At 65.4% G+C, this 17,261-nt stretch carries 14 protein-coding genes, 1 tRNA gene and 1 pseudogene; 6 read left to right on the forward strand and 10 right to left on the reverse strand.

Annotated elements, in window-relative coordinates:
• Positions 1–63: 63 nt before the first annotated feature.
• From ACFQ4G_RS01540 to ACFQ4G_RS01580, 9 genes and pseudogenes are all read right to left on the reverse strand, one after another.
• Positions 64–963 carry a hypothetical protein gene (locus ACFQ4G_RS01540; protein WP_238202960.1) on the reverse strand — a complete coding sequence of 300 codons (900 nt, stop codon included), beginning with the start codon at positions 961–963 and terminating at the stop codon, positions 64–66.
• Between the two features lie 2 nt (positions 964–965).
• The gene (locus ACFQ4G_RS01545) at positions 966–1,172 is read right to left on the reverse strand and encodes a helix-turn-helix transcriptional regulator (RefSeq protein ID WP_238202967.1); all 207 of its coding nucleotides are present in this window, start codon (positions 1,170–1,172) and stop codon (positions 966–968) included.
• Positions 1,173–1,506: 334 nt separating this feature from the next.
• A complete protein-coding gene (locus tag ACFQ4G_RS01550) occupies positions 1,507–2,310 on the reverse strand; it encodes a hypothetical protein (protein ID WP_238202969.1) in 804 nt (267 codons plus the stop codon).
• Positions 2,311–2,654: 344 nt separating this feature from the next.
• A pseudogene (locus ACFQ4G_RS01555) lies at positions 2,655–3,743 on the reverse strand (alpha/beta hydrolase); the annotation flags it as partial.
• Between the two features lie 245 nt (positions 3,744–3,988).
• Positions 3,989–4,894: a hypothetical protein gene (locus tag ACFQ4G_RS01560; RefSeq protein WP_238202971.1), complete on the reverse strand. Its 906-nt coding sequence runs from the start codon at positions 4,892–4,894 to the stop codon at positions 3,989–3,991.
• Between the two features lie 696 nt (positions 4,895–5,590).
• A tRNA-Phe gene (locus tag ACFQ4G_RS01565) sits at positions 5,591–5,666 on the reverse strand.
• 100 nt (positions 5,667–5,766) lie between these two features.
• Positions 5,767–5,973 (reverse strand): DNA gyrase inhibitor YacG, encoded by a 207-nt coding sequence (locus tag ACFQ4G_RS01570; RefSeq protein WP_238202973.1) that lies wholly within the window; start codon positions 5,971–5,973, stop codon positions 5,767–5,769.
• Positions 5,970–6,617, reverse strand: coding sequence for a Maf-like protein (locus ACFQ4G_RS01575; RefSeq protein ID WP_238203349.1), 648 nt, complete (start codon positions 6,615–6,617; stop codon positions 5,970–5,972). The genes ACFQ4G_RS01570 and ACFQ4G_RS01575 overlap by 4 nt, the downstream gene beginning before the upstream one ends.
• 139 nt (positions 6,618–6,756) lie before the next feature.
• Positions 6,757–7,668 carry a GlxA family transcriptional regulator gene (locus ACFQ4G_RS01580; protein WP_238203351.1) on the reverse strand — a complete coding sequence of 304 codons (912 nt, stop codon included), beginning with the start codon at positions 7,666–7,668 and terminating at the stop codon, positions 6,757–6,759.
• A 223-nt stretch (positions 7,669–7,891) separates the two neighbouring features.
• On the opposite strand from ACFQ4G_RS01580, the gene ACFQ4G_RS01585 reads away from it, so the two are divergent.
• The 6 genes from ACFQ4G_RS01585 (at position 7,892) to ACFQ4G_RS01610 (ending at position 15,817) form a co-directional block, all read left to right on the forward strand.
• Positions 7,892–9,142, forward strand: a complete 1,251-nt coding sequence (locus ACFQ4G_RS01585; protein ID WP_238202975.1) for a sarcosine oxidase subunit beta family protein — start codon at positions 7,892–7,894, stop codon at positions 9,140–9,142.
• Between the two features lie 13 nt (positions 9,143–9,155).
• Positions 9,156–9,443: a sarcosine oxidase subunit delta gene (locus tag ACFQ4G_RS01590; RefSeq protein WP_238202977.1), complete on the forward strand. Its 288-nt coding sequence runs from the start codon at positions 9,156–9,158 to the stop codon at positions 9,441–9,443.
• Positions 9,440–12,478 carry a sarcosine oxidase subunit alpha family protein gene (locus tag ACFQ4G_RS01595; protein WP_238202979.1) on the forward strand — a complete coding sequence of 1,013 codons (3,039 nt, stop codon included), beginning with the start codon at positions 9,440–9,442 and terminating at the stop codon, positions 12,476–12,478. The genes ACFQ4G_RS01590 and ACFQ4G_RS01595 overlap by 4 nt, the downstream gene beginning before the upstream one ends.
• 7 nt (positions 12,479–12,485) lie before the next feature.
• The gene (locus tag ACFQ4G_RS01600; RefSeq protein WP_238203353.1) at positions 12,486–13,112 is read left to right on the forward strand and encodes a sarcosine oxidase subunit gamma; all 627 of its coding nucleotides are present in this window, start codon (positions 12,486–12,488) and stop codon (positions 13,110–13,112) included.
• 172 nt (positions 13,113–13,284) lie between these two features.
• Entirely contained in the window at positions 13,285–15,015 is a 1,731-nt protein-coding gene (locus ACFQ4G_RS01605) for a sulfatase-like hydrolase/transferase (protein ID WP_238202987.1), read from the forward strand.
• Between the two features lie 256 nt (positions 15,016–15,271).
• The gene (locus ACFQ4G_RS01610) at positions 15,272–15,817 is read left to right on the forward strand and encodes a TetR/AcrR family transcriptional regulator (protein ID WP_238202989.1); all 546 of its coding nucleotides are present in this window, start codon (positions 15,272–15,274) and stop codon (positions 15,815–15,817) included.
• Positions 15,818–15,915: 98 nt separating this feature from the next.
• Here the strand turns inward: ACFQ4G_RS01610 and glnT are convergent, their stop codons facing one another.
• Positions 15,916–17,214, reverse strand: a complete 1,299-nt coding sequence (gene glnT, locus ACFQ4G_RS01615) for a type III glutamate--ammonia ligase (RefSeq protein ID WP_238202990.1) — start codon at positions 17,212–17,214, stop codon at positions 15,916–15,918.
• Positions 17,215–17,261: the final 47 nt, after the last annotated feature.

A 17,261-nucleotide genomic window follows, 5' to 3' on the forward strand; every position in this document is an offset into this window, starting at 1 on the left:
GTACATATAATAAAAGGCCGGCAACGTTTTTGTTGCCGGCCTCGTTTTGACAGTTAGATTTTTTTACTTCATCAGCTTGCGAAGCTTCACCTGCACCTTGAACATTTCGGCGGTAAGGCGGATTAATTCCCGCAGTTGCTTGTCAATTGCGATTTCCCGCGGTCCCCGGGGCTTCTCTAACTCACCTGCTTCATCGTCGTCATCCTCGTTGTTGTCGTCCATTATGTCAGCCGCGTCTATCGGAGTAGTCGTACGCAAGTCGATCTGGTTATCAGCATCGATATCCAAATCGTTCAGCTCATAAGCATCGTTCATGTCGGCGTTGTGGTCACCGGAGCCGATATTATCGTTCAGATCGTCGTACTCGCCACGGGTCGGCTTCATCGCTTCCTCCTTTGCTTGTTTCCGTTGCTTGACACCCAGGTTCCGAATTTTCTCAAGGCCTAATTCCATTATAATCTGCCGCATCTCGAGAGGTTTGGTGCCCTTGTTGAAGTACGGCTGCAGAGATGCCGCATAAACGTAAGCTCGGTTGTCAGTTCCGGTCTGTTTTATCGAAACCATGAACCGAAAAACGTAGCTCAACAGTCTCGGAAGGACCTTGTCTGATCTGGGATTAGGTTTGGTCTTTCCCCAAGCAGTTTGGTCGAAGAACCGCCGCATCTCGAACTCGTCCATCAGCAAGTGGTACGCGATTGCGTAAGTTGCTGCGACGAATTCCCTACGTAACCTGTGCTGTCCATTGTTAAGAGTAGTCCACCCCTCCCGAGCCAACTGTGCAGCTCGAACTGGCGCTTCCGCCGCCAAATCGAACAATTGGACCGGGTCAACGATTACGAAGGTGTGATGACGACCAAGTGGAAGGTTGCCGTCGTCGTCGAGCTTCCACTCATCGGGCACAGGCGGGCGATGCTTCATGCGCCGCCTCATTGTCGTTTGATAGCTCATCGAACGCTTGGCCATTATCAGCTGACCCCCCGCTCAAGGAAGGCGCGGATATCTGCCTTGCGCCACGCCGTGATCCGCGGACCGAGCTTGACAGGCTGCGGATAGATTCCGGCGCGGACGCCGGCCCACCAGCTGCTCTTGCTCATCGGGACGGCAAGCGCGGGGCCGACGAACTGGGAGAGGCGTAAGCACCCCTCTCCGCCCAAGATTTCAGTGGTTTCCATTGGTTCTCTCCGTTCGTGTTTGAACGGAGGTTCAGCTATCGAGGCAGACCGCTGCGCGGGATTGGGTTATCAAAAATGCCCCGGAGGTATTTGAAATACCCCAGGGGCATAGGCACACGCACGGCAACCTTCTATCGCCGCGTATCCGGGTTTTTTGACCCAGCAGCTACCGTAGAAAAACCTTACTAATAAGCTTTTGCTCAGCTGGGGCGAATGCTGGTGGATCTACCGGGATGGCGTCGCAGGGCGGTAGATATGAAGCTGTGTATACAGCGAAACGTGGTTCTGCGAGATGTGCAATAATTGATTCTGTAATGAAACGTGACCGACCTAGCTAGGTAGACAATAGCGGTGCGTGTTCATCATAGTTTGCCGTGCCATTGCAAATATGGTCCAATAAAGTTTCGCCTCCATCTACATTAATGGTCGAGGCTGCGTATATTAAGGCTGCAGACCCTCCTAAACGACGCCAGCGCGGTTTTACATTATCTTTTGCGACTCCAGCCTTTTCACCCCGCGATCTCCAAATTTCTTGGACAAGTTCAGCCCCTTTTTCAAGAGACCCAGGAAGGTGTTTGCCAGTTTGTCTTAGCTTGTCGGCATGGTAATGAAATACTTGCATAAGTGCCAAAACTGTCATGGCTTCTCTTGAGCGCTTAAATACGCTTGTCTCGAAAGTTGCTGGCGATGATGATTTTAGTAAGCTGCTAAGACCGCCGACCGGATAATAGAAGTCATTGTAAAAATCCTGCCCTAAAGCTAGGGTTCGACCAACCATATCGCCAAGTAGATTGTTCCCTTTAAATGCCGCCCTGCCTAAAGCTTCAGCGAAGCGAAGGTGTTCAATTCCGACCAGGACCATGCCCTGCCGTCTTAAGACGGCTAGCTCGGGGCAGACGGTCCATGTGCATAGACCCGAAAAAATGATTGGCTTATGACCCTTATATGAGGCCGCATCATCAACGAGGATCGCCAGGACGACTTTAGGATCAAAGTTTTTCCACGCGTAGTCTACAAACGGAGGGAATCCGGGTGGAAGCCGATTTGGATGACGCTTATTGTCGGTTGCAGCAATCTTTGCCCACGCCTGCTCGATCACCGCTCGGGCGTCACCCTTAGCTGTGGCTTCTGATTTCATGCTGGGGGCCCTGAACGCAATCGGGTTTTCACTGGTGGTAGAGTAGCTCTGTTTCCATCATCTCGCGCCACTTAGCCAGCAGATCGCCTCGCCGGTAGGCCGCTTCAACCCGGTTCTCCACGGCATGGGCCAAGGCCATTTCTGACATAGATAGCGCAACCCAAATGCTACGCGGGGGATCCTGATAACCGACGAGGAGCTCGAGTCGTGGCTGCGCTCCGTGGTCAGAAGCGGCAGCCCCGGGACGGCCGCCGCCCGATGGCGCACTCGGGATAGTTAGGCGTGGCGAGCGATGGGAAGCATAGGAGCGTGCTCGGTCCAGTTCGACTACCCATCGCACCCGTTTAGTGTGTCTTAGCCACGATCCAGTCTATGATTGCGTTGGCGACCGGGCCGTTGTTCGCCTCCAACATCATCATATGGCCGTTGCCATGAATGCCGTGCTCTGCGAGCGCCAGACGATCCGGCTTCGCGCCGGCTTGAGCCAGAAAAGCACCCGTGCAGTCGTCCATCGTCGCCCGGAACGATGCTTCGCCGGTGACGATGACAGCCGGCACCTTCGCGAGGTTTGGAAGCTGCCGGGCCGGTTCTGCCTGCAACCAGCAGCGGATCTGATACGGCCGAACTGGCTGATCGGCCTGCATGACCGTCAGGTCGGTTGGGGAGTTCACTGGGGGCTCGAATTTGAGTGGCACCCGGGTGATGCCGTAGGGCCGAGCGCGAGCGTCACCGACGCGCTCGTACCACTCAGCGCCGCCTTTGAACCGTATGTCGTAGAAAGTTGGTCCGTTCGGCTCGACGGCCACGTGCGCCTTCACAAGATCCGGCCGCTGGTCAGAAACGGCCCAGCCGAACACTCCCGCCTGCGAGTGAGTTAGAACGACCGAGGGACCGATCTTCTCGAGCAGTGCAATCAGCGCCGGATTCACCAGCTCCTCACTTTTCAGCGCATTCGCGATGTAGGGGACCTGCGAGAGGTAGAACTGGTCGAAGGTGGCGTTACCCTTCACCCCAGGGCCGCCCGGCCACTGAGTATGGAGCTTGGCCTGCGGGAAGAGTTCGAACCGCTCCTGCCCTGTGAATATGCTTTCCAAATCGCCAGGCGATAATCGAGCGTAAGGGCCATATACCTCTGGGTTGTCGCCCGACCGACCCCGGCCGACCTGATCGACAACATAGACGGCAAAGCCGCGCTCTACGAAGTGATCTACCCATCCGGTTCGGCCATCGGGCGTGGCGAGGAAGTTCACTCCAGTCTGCGCGGTGCCATGCACCATGACCACTGGGAAAGGCTGCGTGACCTGCGTCGGGGAGTGGAACTGGACGAACATCTGCCCGGTGGCAAACTCCTTACCGCCGACCGTCTCGTAGCGCCCGCCGACGAAGAAGTAGCCTTCACGTTGAGCTGGCTTGAAGGTCGCTGGTACGTCGGGGGGGTACGGAAGCGGGCTCGGCTTGGGCGGCCGTAGTGAGAATGAACAGGGCGCTGGCCCCGAGCAGCGTCAACTTCCGCATCGACATCCTCCAGTGGACGTCTGGCGCGTCCTTCCTGGAGTATCGACGGAGATCGTGCTGCGTGTCCATCTGTGGGGGGCTCGCGCGCTCGAACATACTAGCAGGACAGCCCTTCCCTGAAGTCTCGCGGTGCTACCCTGACGGAAGCCGCCTTATCGTCACCCTATAGCACCCAGTCCGACCCGATCAGGTGGTCGAAACGGGCGGCGGATGCGGGCAGTAGCAGATCACGGTATCCCCAAGTTGCGACGTGCGAAGCGACCGCCAGTTCAAGTTCAATCGCTCGCAGGTCGCCCGGCAGGTTGTGCGCTGGAGGTGCGGCGAACTGAGAGAGGCGAGTGCAACCCTGTTGGGTCGCCGTCGGGACGTTCCACTGGTGGTGGGCCAATCTGCAGGCGTCACCGATACCCTCGGCTCCAGCCTCGACTGCCGCCGCCGCCCGAAAGGCCATGAGAGTTCCAAGCGGCCGTTCGTCAAAGCGACCCGAGAGGTCGTGATACGGGCCGGTGGTCGCAACCGCAGCCACGGTGATCGTGATGCTGTCCTCTCGCGTGGCAAGGCTCGATTGGACCGAAACAGCGAAGCGGCCGTGCCACGCCAAATGGTCAAGCCCGAGCAGCTGCAGGGACCGATTGAATTCGTCCGAGAGCCTCCGCGGGGTGTAGCCCTCGAGCGCCTCAATGGGGTCCTCGTCCAAGATAATGCCGCCAAAGGCGACCCAGCCGTGTGGCTTTGCTTGGAGAAGCTGCCCGCAGGTTCTGGCCAGCCAAGCGTCGCCGAAGGCTCGACAAACGGGACAGGCAGCCGAGGTGCAGGCGGCCTTACCGCTGCACCCGGCGAGACGACGGCCTCCGCGCTGAGCAAGCGCACCGGGAAGTTCGTCACTGAGGTACCGCGCAAGAAGGGTCTGATGGCTAGCGAGTTGGCGCAGCGCCGGAGTGGGGCTGGAATGGCGGGCGCGGTGGTGGAGACCTGCACGCCAGAGGTTGGTTGCGCCCGGGCCGCTGCCTTTGCCGGCTACGACGTCGCCGTTGATGGCTTCTATCTCGGAAAGGAGCTGTGCTGACATGGAATTGGGTCCTCGTGGCTGGGGCTGCTGCGAGCAGCGCCAACCCTTTACGAGACCGGGTCAGAGGCTATCGTTCAGCCTCCCGGCAGGCTCGCTCTTTGAAATGGGCGACCGTTCAGACACTAACGTTGCCCACCCCGTCTATGGTCTGCCGCCAGACTCAATCGGGTAGTTTCATAGGCACGTACTCGAGCTTCGGCGGCCCAATAAGCGGTCTGAGCCTTATAATTTATCGCTTTCCGAAGAATCAGTCCCTGCCCAGCCGCTTGTCCCCGCTGCAACAGGCCGCAGCCTTAGTCCAATCGAGCAGAGTTCCGTTTCACTGGCGTACCCGCCGCGTTGTCTCCCGCTTCATCAGCGAGATCGGCGAAAGGGCTCGGAGCACGATGGGAGTCTCAATCTGATCGACGCGGTGGCTGTCGTAATGAGGAGAAGCGTGAACGCACAATTTTCGGACACAAGGTGTCGCGCGATTCGCTTTATGCCCAGTGGGGTGGTTGCTCCTAAGAGACCTTATCGGTCGATTCCGGGGGGCTGGGGCCAGACTTAATCTCGATGAGGAGCCGGCGCTTGGGCGGTTACCGGCAGCGACACCTCCACCCTGCACATTTGTGCCCCCAGTGTGACCCGAAGGTTCAACGAAGCAGCGACCGCGAGGGCTGCTTCGCTGTAAGCTATTCAAAAATAAGGAAAAAATGGTGCCCAGGGACGGAGTCGAACCGCCGACACTGCGATTTTCAGTCGCATGCTCTACCAACTGAGCTACCTGGGCATCCGTCGAAGCGCTGTGCGCCGTCGACTGGAGCGGGGGTATAGTGAGGTGGCGGGGCCCTGTCCAGCCTCCTTCTCACGCATCCGGCAATCGGATCGATTCAGGATGAACGCGGTGTGGCGTCATCCTCGTTCTCGTCCTCGTCGGTGGGGATCGCGTAACGGTCTGTGAGCCAGCGTCCGAGATCGATGTCGGCGCAGCGGGCCGAACAGAAGGGCTGGAATTCCGGCCGGACCGGCTTGCGGCAGATCGGGCAGGGCTCGGCCTTGAGCTTCGTGCTCGGCTTGGTGGGGACGCCGTCGCTCATGCCATCGCTCCCCAGGCCCGGCGCACGGGAAACCCCTCGCCTTCGAGAAGGCTGATCGTCTCGTAGAGCGGCAGGCCGACCACGGCGCTGTGCGAACCCACGAGCTTGACCACGAAGGCGCCGGCGAGGCCCTGGATGGCGTAGCCCCCGGCCTTGCCGCGCCACTCGTCCGAGGCGACGTAGCTTTCGATGTCGCGGCCGGACAGGCGCTTGAACCGCACCCGCGTCTCCACCACGCGCTCGCGGCGGTTGCCCTTGGGCGAGAGCACGCACACCGCCGTGTAGACGCGATGCTGGCGGCCCGAGAGCAGGCGCAGGCAATCGGCGGCCTCGTCGGCGAGCTCCGCCTTCGGCAGGACGCGCCGGCCCACGGCCACCACCGTGTCGGCCGAGACGATGTAGCTGTCGCGCATGTCGTCCCGGCGCCGGGCGGCATCGCCGGCGACGTCGAGCTTGGCGCGGGCGAGACGCCGGGCGAGCTCGCGCGGTGCCTCGGATTTGTGGGGCGTCTCGTCGACATCGGCGGGCAGCAGCGCGTCGGGCTCGATGCCCACCTGCTGCAGCAGCGCCAGACGGCGCGGCGAGGCCGAGGCCAGAACGAGGCGTGGGCCGCCTCGCGGCGCCTCGCCGGCGGTATCGGTCATCGTGGCGTGCGTGCCGCCCTGCGCGGAGGAGATGTCCATCGGTGTTTTTCGAAGATCCGCATGCTCGGGATGGGGCGCCGAAGGGTCGAGCCGACCCGCCCGCAATGGGCCGGCTGGCGTCGCCGGGCCGGCCGGCACGCTATCGGAAAGCCTCGCCCTTGGAAATGTCGGGCGCCCGCGCCCCGAGGCGTCGCCGGCGGCTCGCGCGGGAGAGTTCGTCGGCGCTGGCGAAGCCCGTGGCGGCGGCGATCTGCGACGCGCTCATGGCGCTCTCCCGCCGGAGCCGATGCGCCCTGTCGAGGCGCAGATCGAGATAGTGCCGGTGCAGCCCGGTCCCGAGCAGCGACCGGAACAGGCGCTCGAGCTGGCGCACGGACAGGCGCGCCTGGTCGGCCAGCACCTCCCGCGCCAGGGGAAGCTCCAGGTTGGCCTCCATGGTGGCGAGGACGCGCAGGAGCCTCGGATCGCGGATGCCGAGCCGGAGCCGCAGGTCCATCCTCTGCGGGCTCAAGCCCTCGCGGATCTGGTCGTGGAGGAACCAGTCGCCGACGCCGGCGGCGAGACCGGCGCCGTGGTCGCGCTCGATCAGGTGGAGCATCAGGTCGAGGGCGGCGATTCCTCCCGAGCAGGTGACGCGATCGCCCTGGATCTCGAAGAGGGAGCGGACCACCTCGATCTCCGGATAGCGCTCCTCGAAGGCCGGCACGTGCTCCCAGTGGAGCGTGCAGCGGCGATGGGCCAGCAGGCCCGCACGGGCGAGGAGATAGGGACCGCCGGAAATGCCGCCGATGGTCACGCCCGTCCGGGCGAGATCGCGCAGCCAGGCGAACAGGGCCGGGTCGTCGAAGGTGGCCGGATTGCCGCCGGCGCAGACGAAGACCCGGTCCGCGACGGCCCCGGCCATTCCGACCTCGACATCGGCCAGGATCGAGACGCCGTTCGAGGCCTTCACCACCCCGCCCCCCGGCACCGCGTGCCACCAGCGGTACAGTTCGCGGCCCGACAGGACGTTGGCGGCGCGGAGCGGCTCCACCGCCGCCGTGTAGGACATGAGCGGAAAGTCGGGGACGAGGACGAACCCGACGATCACGGGCGGCGCGTCCCCGGCGGGAAGCGATCCGCTCTCCGCTCCGACCGTCCTCGTGCCATCGGCGAGATCACGCATTTCCGCGCGATTTGCCGGAAACGTGTCGCAAAATGCAAGCCCGCTTGGGGAATCGTCGGGTATCCAGAGGAAAGGAGCACCGGGCGGTCAGCCGAAGGACGTCTCACCCATGCGCTATTCGGTCCTCAGCGTTCTCGGACAGGCCCTGCGCGGCCAGCGCGACTGGCGCCCGCAATGGCGCGATGCGGCGCCGAAGGCCGAGTACGACGTCGTCGTCGTGGGCGGCGGCGGCCACGGGCTCGCCACGGCCTATTACCTCGCCAAGGAGCACGGCATCACCAGCGTCGCCGTGCTGGAGAAGAGCCATGTCGGCTCGGGCAATGTGGGACGCAACACCACCATCGTCCGCTCGAATTACGGGCTGCCCGGCAACATCCCGTTCTACGAGCGGTCGATGAAGCTCTGGGAGGGCCTGGAACAGGACATCAACTACAACGCCATGGTGAGCCAGCGCGGCGTACTGAACCTCTACCATTCGGACGCCCAGCGCGACGCCTATGCACGGCGCGGCAACGCCATGCGGATGGCCGGCATCGACGCCGAGCTCCTGGACCGCGAGGGCGTGCGGGCCATGGTGCCGTTCATCGATTTCGACAATGCGCGGTTCCCGGTGAAGGGCGGCCTGCTGCAGCGCCGGGGCGGCACCGTGCGCCACGACGCCGTGGCCTGGGGCTATGCCCGCGCCGCCAGCGACCGGGGCGTCGACATCGTCCAGAACTGCGCCGTCACCGGCATCCGCCGGGAGAACGGCCGCGTCGTCGGGGTCGAGACCGGCCGCGGCTTCATCAGGGCGAAGAAGGTCGCCCTCTCGGTGGCGGGCTCGACCTCGCTGCTGGCCGCCATGGCCGACCTGCGCCTGCCGATCGAGGCCCACGTGCTCCAGGCCTTCGTCAGCGAGGGCGTGAAGCCGCTCATCGACACGGTGGTGACCTTCGGGGCCGGGCATTTCTACGTCAGCCAGTCGGACAAGGGCGGCCTCGTCTTCGGCGGCGATATCGACGGCTACAATTCCTACGCCCAGCGCGGCAACCTCGCCACGATCGAGGACGTGATGGAGGGCGGCATGGCCCTGTGGCCGGGGCTGGGGCGCCTGCGGCTCCTGCGCCACTGGGGCGGGATCATGGACATGTCGATGGACGGGAGCCCGATCATCGACCGCACCCCGGTGGACGGCCTCTACCTCAACGCGGGCTGGTGCTACGGCGGCTTCAAGGCGACCCCGGCCGCGGGCTACTGCTTCGCCCATCTCGTCGCCCGCGACGCGCCGCATGCGGATGCCGCCGCCTATCGCCTCGACCGCTTCGCCACCGGCCGTCTCATCGACGAGAAGGGCATGGGCGCCCAGCCGAACCTGCATTGAGGGAGACACGATCATGCGCATCCGATGCCCCCATTGCGGCGAGCGCGACAACGGCGAGTTCAGCTACCTCGGTGACGCCGCCCCGGTCCGACCCGACGGTCCGAACGCGTCGGCCGAGGCGATGCACGACTACGTCTACCTGCGCGACAACCCGGCCGGCCTGCACCGCGAGCTCTGGTACCACGCCGCAGGATGCCGGAGCTGGCTGGTAGTGACCCGCGATACCCGCAGCCACGAGATCCACGAGGTGGCGCCCGCACGCGACGTCGCGCTGAGCCGCCGGAGGGGAGAGGTCGCATGACCACGATCAGCCTGCGGGACACGGATTCCGCCACCGCCGCCACACCGGGGTCCGCCCCCGTCCAACCCTTCCGCACCGCCGCCGGAGGCCTGATCGACCGGCGCCGGCCGCTGGAATTCACCTTCGACGGCGCCCGCTACGGCGGCGTCCAGGGCGACACCCTGGCCTCGGCGCTGCTCGCCAACGGGGTGCGCCTCGTCGGCCGCTCGTTCAAGTATCACCGCCCGCGCGGCATCCTCACGGCCGGTTCGGAGGAGCCCAACGCCCTCGTGGAACTGCGCTCGGGCGCCCGCCGCGAGCCCAACACCCGCGCCACCACGGCCGAATTGTACGAGGGCCTGGAGGCGCTCAGCCAGAACCGCTGGCCGTCGCTGAGATACGATGCCCTCGCCGTCAACGCCCTGGCGGCGCCGATCTTCGCGGCGGGGTTCTACTACAAGACCTTCATGTGGCCGGCGGCCTTCTGGGAGAAGCTGTACGAGCCGCTGATCCGCCGCGCCGCCGGCCTCGGCCGGGCGGCGCATGCGCCGGATCCCGACACCTACGACAAGGCCTTCGCCTTCTGCGACGTGCTCGTCATCGGCGGCGGACCGGCCGGCCTGTCGGCGGCCCTGGCGGCCGGACGCGCCGGCGCCCGCGTCATCCTGGTCGACGAAGATCACCGGATCGGAGGGCGCCTGGTGGCGGATCGGCGCGAGGTCGCGGGCCGATCGGGAGCCGATTGGGTGGCGGATTCCCTCGCCGAACTGGACAGCATGCCGGACGTCCGCATCCTCGGCCGGACCACCCTGTTCGGCGTTTACGATCACGGGGCCTACGGCGCGGTGGAGCGCGTGAGCGACCACCTCGCATCGCCCCCCGCCCATGCGCCGCGCCAGCGGATGTGGCGGATCACGGCGCGGCGCGCGGTGCTCGCCGCCGGCGCCATCGAGCGGCCGCACGTGTTCGGCGGCAACGACCGGCCCGGCGTGATGCTGGCCGGCGCGGTGCGGACCTATCTCAACCGCTACGGCGTGCTGCCCGGCCGGCGCGTGGCGCTGTTCACGTCGAGCGACGACGGCTGGCGCACGGTGTCCGACGTCGTCGCGGCCGGGGCCGAGGTGGCGGCGGTGATCGATACGCGCGCCTCCGTCGCGCCGGGCCTGCGGCACGGGGCGGAAGCCGCCGGAGCGCGGGTGATCCTCGGCGGCGCCGTCATCGGCACGAAGGGACATCTCGCCCTCAACGCGATCGAGGTGGTGACTGCCGACGGCCGGGGCGAGACCATCGCCTGCGACTGCCTCGCCATGGCCAATGGCTGGAACCCCATCGTCCATCTCGATTCGCACCTGTCGCGGCGGCCAGTCTGGGACGCGGCGATCCACGCCTTCGTGCCCGACGCGCTGCCCTCCGGAATGGCCGCGGCCGGCGCCGCGAGCGGGGCCTTCACCCTGGCCTCCTGCCTGGAGACGGGCGGCCGGGCCGGCGCCGAGGCCGCGACCGCATGCGGGTTCGCCGGGACCTCGCCCGAGGTTCCGAGGACCGATCCGGAGAGCGTCGGCCATGCCCCGCTCTGGCGGGTGCCGGGATCGAAGGGCAAGGCCTTCGTCGATTTCCAGAACGACGTCGCGGCCTCGGACGTGGAGCTCGCCCATCGCGAGGGCTTCCGCGCGGTGGAGCTCCTGAAGCGCTACACCACCCTCGGCATGGCCACCGACCAGGGCAAGACCTCGAACCTCGCCGGGCTCGGCATCATGGCCGAGCTGACCGGCCAGCCGATCCCCAGCGTCGGCACCACGATGTTCCGGCCGCCCTTCACCCCCGTCGCCATCGGCGCCTTCGCCGGCCATCACCGCGGCAAGGATTTCCGCGCGACGCGGCACGTCCCCTCCCATGCCTGGTGCGAGGAGCAGGGCGCGGTCTTCGTCGAGACCGGCCTCTGGCTCCGCCCGGCCTATTTCCCGAGGGCGGGAGAGAGCGACTGGCTGGAAACGGTCAATCGCGAGGTGAACACCGTGCGCGCTCATGTGGGCGTCTGCGACGTGACCACCCTCGGCAAGATCGATATCCAGGGCCGGGACGCCCTCGCCTTCATCGAGCGGGTCTGCGCCAATCCGTTCGGCACGCTCCCCGTCGGCAAGGCCCGCTACGCCGTGCTGCTGCGCGAGGACGGCTTCGTCCTCGACGACGGCACCGTCGCGCGGCTGGGCGAGAGCCATTTCGTGATGACCGCCTCGACGGCCAATGCCGCCAGGGTCATGCAGCACCTCGAATTCTGCCGCCAATGGCTGTGGCCGGAGCTCGACCTGCAGATGATCTCGGTGAGCGAGCAATGGGCGCAATACGCCGTCGCCGGGCCGCGCGCCCGCGACACGCTGCGGGCGGTGATCGACCCCGGTTTCGACCTGTCGAACGAGGCCTTCCCGTTCCTCGCCTGCGCCGACGTCACGGTGGGCGGCGGCATCCCGGCGCGGCTGTTACGCATCTCGTTCTCCGGCGAGCTCGCCTACGAACTCGCCGTCCCGGCCGCCCATGGCGATGCCGCCTGGCGGGCGATCCTACAGGCGGGCGCGGGTCACGGCATCACCGCCTACGGCTCGGAGGCGCTCTCGGTGATGCGCATCGAGAAGGGGCACGCGGCCGGGGCCGAGATCAACGGCCAGACCACCGCCCGCGACCTCGGCCTCGGCGGCATGCTGGCCCGGAAGAAGGACTATATCGGCCGCCTGATGAAGGAGCGCCCGGCGCTCACCGATCCGGACCGGCCGATCCTCGTCGGCTTCCGCCCGGTCGATCCGGGCCAGCGCCTGCGCGCAGGCGCGCATTTCCTCGCCATCGGCGCCGCGCCGAGCCTGGAGGCCGACGAGGGCAGCATGACCTCGGTCGCCTTTTCGCCGAGCCTCGGGCACTGGATCGGCCTCGGCCTGATCCGCCGGGGGCCGGAACGGCACGGCCAGCGCGTCCGCGCCTACGATCCGGTGCGGAACGGCGACATCGAGGTCGAGATCTGCTCGCCAGTCTTCGTGGACCCGAACGAGGAGAAGCTGCGTGTCTGACGTCGCGATGGTGGGCGCAGAAAAGCTCGAAAGCATCTGGAAGCCCCGGAGCGCCTGGGCCGGATATGCCCGGGCCGGACGGCACGGCCGCACCGGCGGCGAGGCGGGCATCACCCTGACCCTGCGCGACGAGGTCGGCCTCGCGACCCTCATCGTCGCAGACGGGAAGGAGGCCGCCCTGGATCGGGCCCTGGAGGCGAGCCATGGCTGGTCCCTGCCCGAGGCGGGAAGGGCGGCGCTGGCGGGCGAGGAGGGCCTGATCTGGTCCGGCCCCGGCCAATGGCTCGCCATCGCCGGGACACGCCGCCGTCTCGACGGCCTCGCCGATGCGGTGACGGGGCTCGCCTCCGTCACCGACCAGAGCGACGGGCGTGCCCTCGTGCGGGTCTCAGGACCCTGCGCGCGCGAGATGCTGTCGAAGGGCGTGGCCATCGACCTGCATCCGCGCGCCTTCCGGGCGGGCAGCGCGGCGGTGACGAGCATCGCCCATATCGGTGCCCAGCTCTGGCAGCGGGACGACGCCCCGACCTACGACCTCGCCGTCGCCCGCAGCTTTGCCGGCAGCTTCTGGTCCTGGCTGAGCCATGCCGCCGCGGAATTCGGATATGGGGTGGAGCACGGGCCGGGTCGGTGACCGCAGGGCCCTAGCGTTCCGTCACCAGCCGGCTCAGTTGCCTGGTAATGGGGTCAAAGATCCGTCCGACGAGCTTCGTCATAAAAGATGATACGGAGTTCCGTGCCGCCGCCCTCCTCCCTTGGAGGTAATCCCTTCGCTCCATTGCATAGTCGGCAATGGATGCACCTGATTGGACCTAGCCACATTGCACGCCTCGACGAGGATTGCCTATGTTCGCTTTGTCGGATCGTTTTTCAATAAAACGCATCACCATCAACGACATAAAGATTGCGGCATTCTCGTTTTGCTGTCTGCGACGAATTATGGACTGATCGATCGGATCGTCTACCTGGTGACGGAGGCGCGCTCGCCGCTGAAATTGGCGGCCTTCCTCGTCTTGTGGTCGGTGTCGATCCTGGCGCTGGTCACCGTGGCACTCGAACGACGCACAGGTCTTCGATGTGCTTGGGCGTTCGTCATCGCCGCCGGCACGACGGCGGCCGTCGCGTATCGGCACGTGGCCGATTCCGACCTCACATCCGTTGAAATGATGACCCTTTGGCATGTGCGCCACGAAGCGGGGCGCGCCTTCCAGGCCTATTGGAGTTTGTCCCTCGCCGCCGGGCTCGTGTTCATCGCGACGATCACTCTGTTCGCATGGCCGCCCAGACCCACATCGTTGTTTCAATGGCCGAGACGGCTCGTCGGCGTTCTGCCGATCCTGCCCATCGGTCTCTGCTTCTCGATGCTGCTCATGGAGGGCGGCCGCAGGCTCACCGCCTTGCCGCAGCAATTCGCCCAAGCCGCGAATTTCCTGTTCGTCGGCTCGCGGATCATGACCACGACACTTCCGACGCGCTCCCCGGTGGAGATGGCCGCGGGCCCTGAGCTTGCAAAGCGCATCGTGCTGATCGTCGATGAAAGCATTCGCGCCGACTATATCAGCCTGAGCCCCGGCAACAGCGCGACTCCCCATCTGGCCGATCATCGCGCGCGCTTCGTCGATTTCGGACCCGCCGCCTCCGGAGGGAATTGCAGCGCGTCATCCAACGCGATCCTGAGATTCACCGCGACGCGCCACGACTTGCCACGGTCGGTCCAGACGAGCCCGTCGATCTGGCGCTATGCCAAACAGGCGGGATATCGCACCGTCTATATCGACGGTCAGTCCTCGCATATCCGGATGCTCGGCGCCGTCGGCGGACGAAGCAAGCTGCAGAATCACATGAGTCTCGCCGAGACTTTGGACATCGATGACCTGCACACATTCGACGATGTTCCGGACTCTGACGCTGATCAGAAAGTCGCCGAGATCATCGCCCGAGAAATAAAAGCCGATGAGAAGGTTTTCGTCTACGCCAACAAGAACGGCGCTCATTTTCCTTACGAAAATGCCTATCCCCGCAGGAACCCCGATCCGTCATCCTCTCCCGACACGTCACCGCAACGGACATTGCTTGACCATTATCGAAACGCCGTTTTCCATTCCGTGAGCCAATTCTTCAAGACGTTCTTCGACTCGGCCGATCTGAGGGACAGCGTCGTCTTCTACACGTCGGATCACGGCCAGAGGCTTCAGTCTGGAAAGACAAGCCACTGCAACGTCATCGATCCGGATGCGCGCGAGGCGCTGGTGCCCCTGCTGGTCGCCGCCTCGGACGCTCGCCTCCAGGGGCAATTCCGCAAGGGCGCCGAGATCAATCTCGGCAGAGCGGATCACTTCGCGATTATCCCCTCGGTTCTCTATACGATGGGATACCCGCTGAACGACGTCCTGGCTCACTATGGCTCTTCGATGCTGACCCTCATCGAGACGACGCCGTCCTTCACGTCCGGAGATGTCATGGGCGGCATCGGCGATGGCGTGCATTGGCACGCGATCGATCTGACGGGTGATTTTCTGGAACCGGAAACGGAGTGATCGTAGTCCTGCTGCAGGACGAAGGGAGCGTGTCCGGCAGGAGCCGCTTGAACGCGTCGTCGTAGATTTGGCCTACAGGACGTCGCCGGCCACCATCGTGGGTTCCGGCGGGAGGCGTCGGGGCGCTCCCCGCGTGATGAAGTCGCCTTCCCCATGGCCGACCCCGCCGCATCGCCAATCATGATCGCTATCATGATCGAATCCAAATATGATCGCGATCATATGAGTGTCGACGGGGTCGCGGAGATGGTTCGGGATGCGGGTCACGCAGGAGCAGATGCGGGAGAACCGCCGGCGTATCCTGGCGGCGGCGAGCCGCCTGTATCGTGAGAAAGGCTTCGACGCGGTCGGGGTCGCCGAGGTGATGAAGGCCGCGGGCCTCACGCATGGCGGCTTCTACGGCCATTTCGAATCCAAGGAAGACCTGATGGCGCAGGCCATCGCCCATGCCACGACGGAGCTGTCGGGACGGGACGACGATGTCGGCGGCTTCCTCGCGGCGTATCTGTCGCCCGCGCACCGGAACGACGCCGCGAATGGCTGCCCGATGGCCGCCCTGGCCGCGGATGTCCGTCACCGTCCCCCGGCGGCGCGCGCGGCCATGACGGCGGGCATCCGCGCGCAGATCGACCGCCTGACCCGGGCTCTCCCCGACAGCGTCACCACTGAGCGCCGCCGCGACGCCATCGGGACCTACGCGGCCATGATCGGCGCCCTGATCCTGGCGCGCGCGGTGGAGGACCCGGCGCTCTCGGACGAGATCCTCGGCGAGACGCGGGCGTGGGTGAACCCGGACCCGTGACGCTCACGGCCCGAATCGGCATGCCGGGGACGGGACGCCGCCGGACTCGGCTCAGGCGACACGCGGAAGAGACGGGATCTCGACGGCGCCCGGCCGGCTCAGCAATCCAGCGTGGTGTCGCGTTCCCACTGGGTGAGGTGGCGGGAATAGGCGTTCCATTCCTCGGTCTTGAGCTTGAGGTAGCTCGGCACGAAACTGCCCAGGGCCTCGTTGAGGACCGTGCAGCCCTCCAGCGCCCGCATGGCGTCGAGCATGTTCAGGGGCAGGCGCTTCACGTTCTCCACCGTGTGCCCGTCGGTATACATGTTGATGTCGAGGCGCTGGCCCGGATCGCGCCGGTTGCGCAGCCCGTCGAGGCCGGCGGCGAGAAGGGCCGCCTGCAGCAGGTAGGGATTGGCGGCGCCGTCGGCGAGGCGGAACTCGAAGCGGCCGCCATCCGGGATGCGGATCATGTGGGTGCGGTTGTTGCCCGTATAGGTCACGGTATTGGGCGCCCAGGTCGCCCCGGAGGTGGTGCGCGGCGCGTTGATCCGCTTGTAGGAATTGACCGTCGGGTTGGTGATCGCCGCCAGCGCGTCGGCCGAATGGATCAGCCCGCCGATGAAATGGTAGCCCTCGCGCGACAGGCCGACCTCGTCGGACGGGTCCGAGAAGACGTTGCGCCCGTCCCGCCACAGGGAGACATGGGCGTGGCAGCCAGAGCCGGTGAGATCCATGAAGGGCTTGGGCATGAAGGTCGCCCGCAGCCCGTGCTTCTCGGCGATGGATCGGGTCATGTACTTGAAGAAGGCGTGCCGGTCGGCGGTGACGAGGGCGTCGTCATAGTCCCAGTTCATCTCGAACTGGCCGTTCGCGTCCTCGTGGTCGTTCTGGTAGGGCTTCCAGCCGAGCGACAGCATGGCGTCGCAGATCTCGGTGATGACGTCGTAGCGGCGCATCAGGGCGGATTGGTCGTAGCACGGCTTCATCTGCCGGTCGGCCAGGTCGGCGGGGGCCGAGCCGTCCGGCGTGATCAGGAAGAACTCGCATTCGACGCCGGTCTTCATCTGCAGGCCGTCCTCGGCCGCCTCCGCGATCAGGCGCTTGAGGATGTTGCGGGGGCCCTGCTCCACCGGCGCGCCGTTCATCACGAGATCGGCCGGAAGCCAGCCGACCTCCGGCTTCCACGGCAGCTGGATCAGCCCCACCGGATCCGGCATCGCCAGGAGATCGGCATCGGCCGGGCTCATGTCGAGCCAGGTGGCGAAGCCCGCGAACCCCGCCCCGTTCCTGGCCGCCCCCGCGATGGCGGCGGCCGGCACGAGCTTGGCGCGCTGGCTCCCGAACAGGTCGGTATAGGAGACGAGGAAATACTTGATGCCGCGCTCCTGTGCGGCCGCTTCGAGATCGTGGGTCATGGCGTCGACCTTCCCATGGAGACAGGTAGCCCATAGGGCCGCTCTTT

This window comes from Methylobacterium marchantiae, assembly GCF_042679825.1.
Lineage (GTDB): Bacteria > Pseudomonadota > Alphaproteobacteria > Rhizobiales > Beijerinckiaceae > Methylobacterium > Methylobacterium marchantiae.

Excerpts from the sequence above, each read along its gene's own strand:
- ACFQ4G_RS01570 (WP_238202973.1), bottom strand. The coding sequence starts at position 5,973 with ATGAGCGACGGCGTCCCCACCAAGCCGAGCACGAAGCTCAAGGCCGAG.
- ACFQ4G_RS01600 (WP_238203353.1), top strand. The coding sequence starts at position 12,486 with ATGGTGGGCGCAGAAAAGCTCGAAAGCATCTGGAAGCCCCGGAGCGCC.
- ACFQ4G_RS01590 (WP_238202977.1), top strand. The coding sequence starts at position 9,156 with ATGCGCATCCGATGCCCCCATTGCGGCGAGCGCGACAACGGCGAGTTC.
- ACFQ4G_RS01545 (WP_238202967.1), bottom strand. The coding sequence starts at position 1,172 with ATGGAAACCACTGAAATCTTGGGCGGAGAGGGGTGCTTACGCCTCTCC.
- ACFQ4G_RS01550 (WP_238202969.1), bottom strand. The coding sequence starts at position 2,310 with ATGAAATCAGAAGCCACAGCTAAGGGTGACGCCCGAGCGGTGATCGAG.
- ACFQ4G_RS01595 (WP_238202979.1), top strand. The coding sequence starts at position 9,440 with ATGACCACGATCAGCCTGCGGGACACGGATTCCGCCACCGCCGCCACA.
- ACFQ4G_RS01610 (WP_238202989.1), top strand. The coding sequence starts at position 15,272 with ATGCGGGTCACGCAGGAGCAGATGCGGGAGAACCGCCGGCGTATCCTG.
- ACFQ4G_RS01580 (WP_238203351.1), bottom strand. The coding sequence starts at position 7,668 with ATGTCCTACACGGCGGCGGTGGAGCCGCTCCGCGCCGCCAACGTCCTG.
- ACFQ4G_RS01575 (WP_238203349.1), bottom strand. The coding sequence starts at position 6,617 with ATGACCGATACCGCCGGCGAGGCGCCGCGAGGCGGCCCACGCCTCGTT.
- glnT (WP_238202990.1), bottom strand. The coding sequence starts at position 17,214 with ATGACCCACGATCTCGAAGCGGCCGCACAGGAGCGCGGCATCAAGTAT.
- ACFQ4G_RS01540 (WP_238202960.1), bottom strand. The coding sequence starts at position 963 with ATGGCCAAGCGTTCGATGAGCTATCAAACGACAATGAGGCGGCGCATG.
- ACFQ4G_RS01585 (WP_238202975.1), top strand. The coding sequence starts at position 7,892 with ATGCGCTATTCGGTCCTCAGCGTTCTCGGACAGGCCCTGCGCGGCCAG.
- ACFQ4G_RS01560 (WP_238202971.1), bottom strand. The coding sequence starts at position 4,894 with ATGTCAGCACAGCTCCTTTCCGAGATAGAAGCCATCAACGGCGACGTC.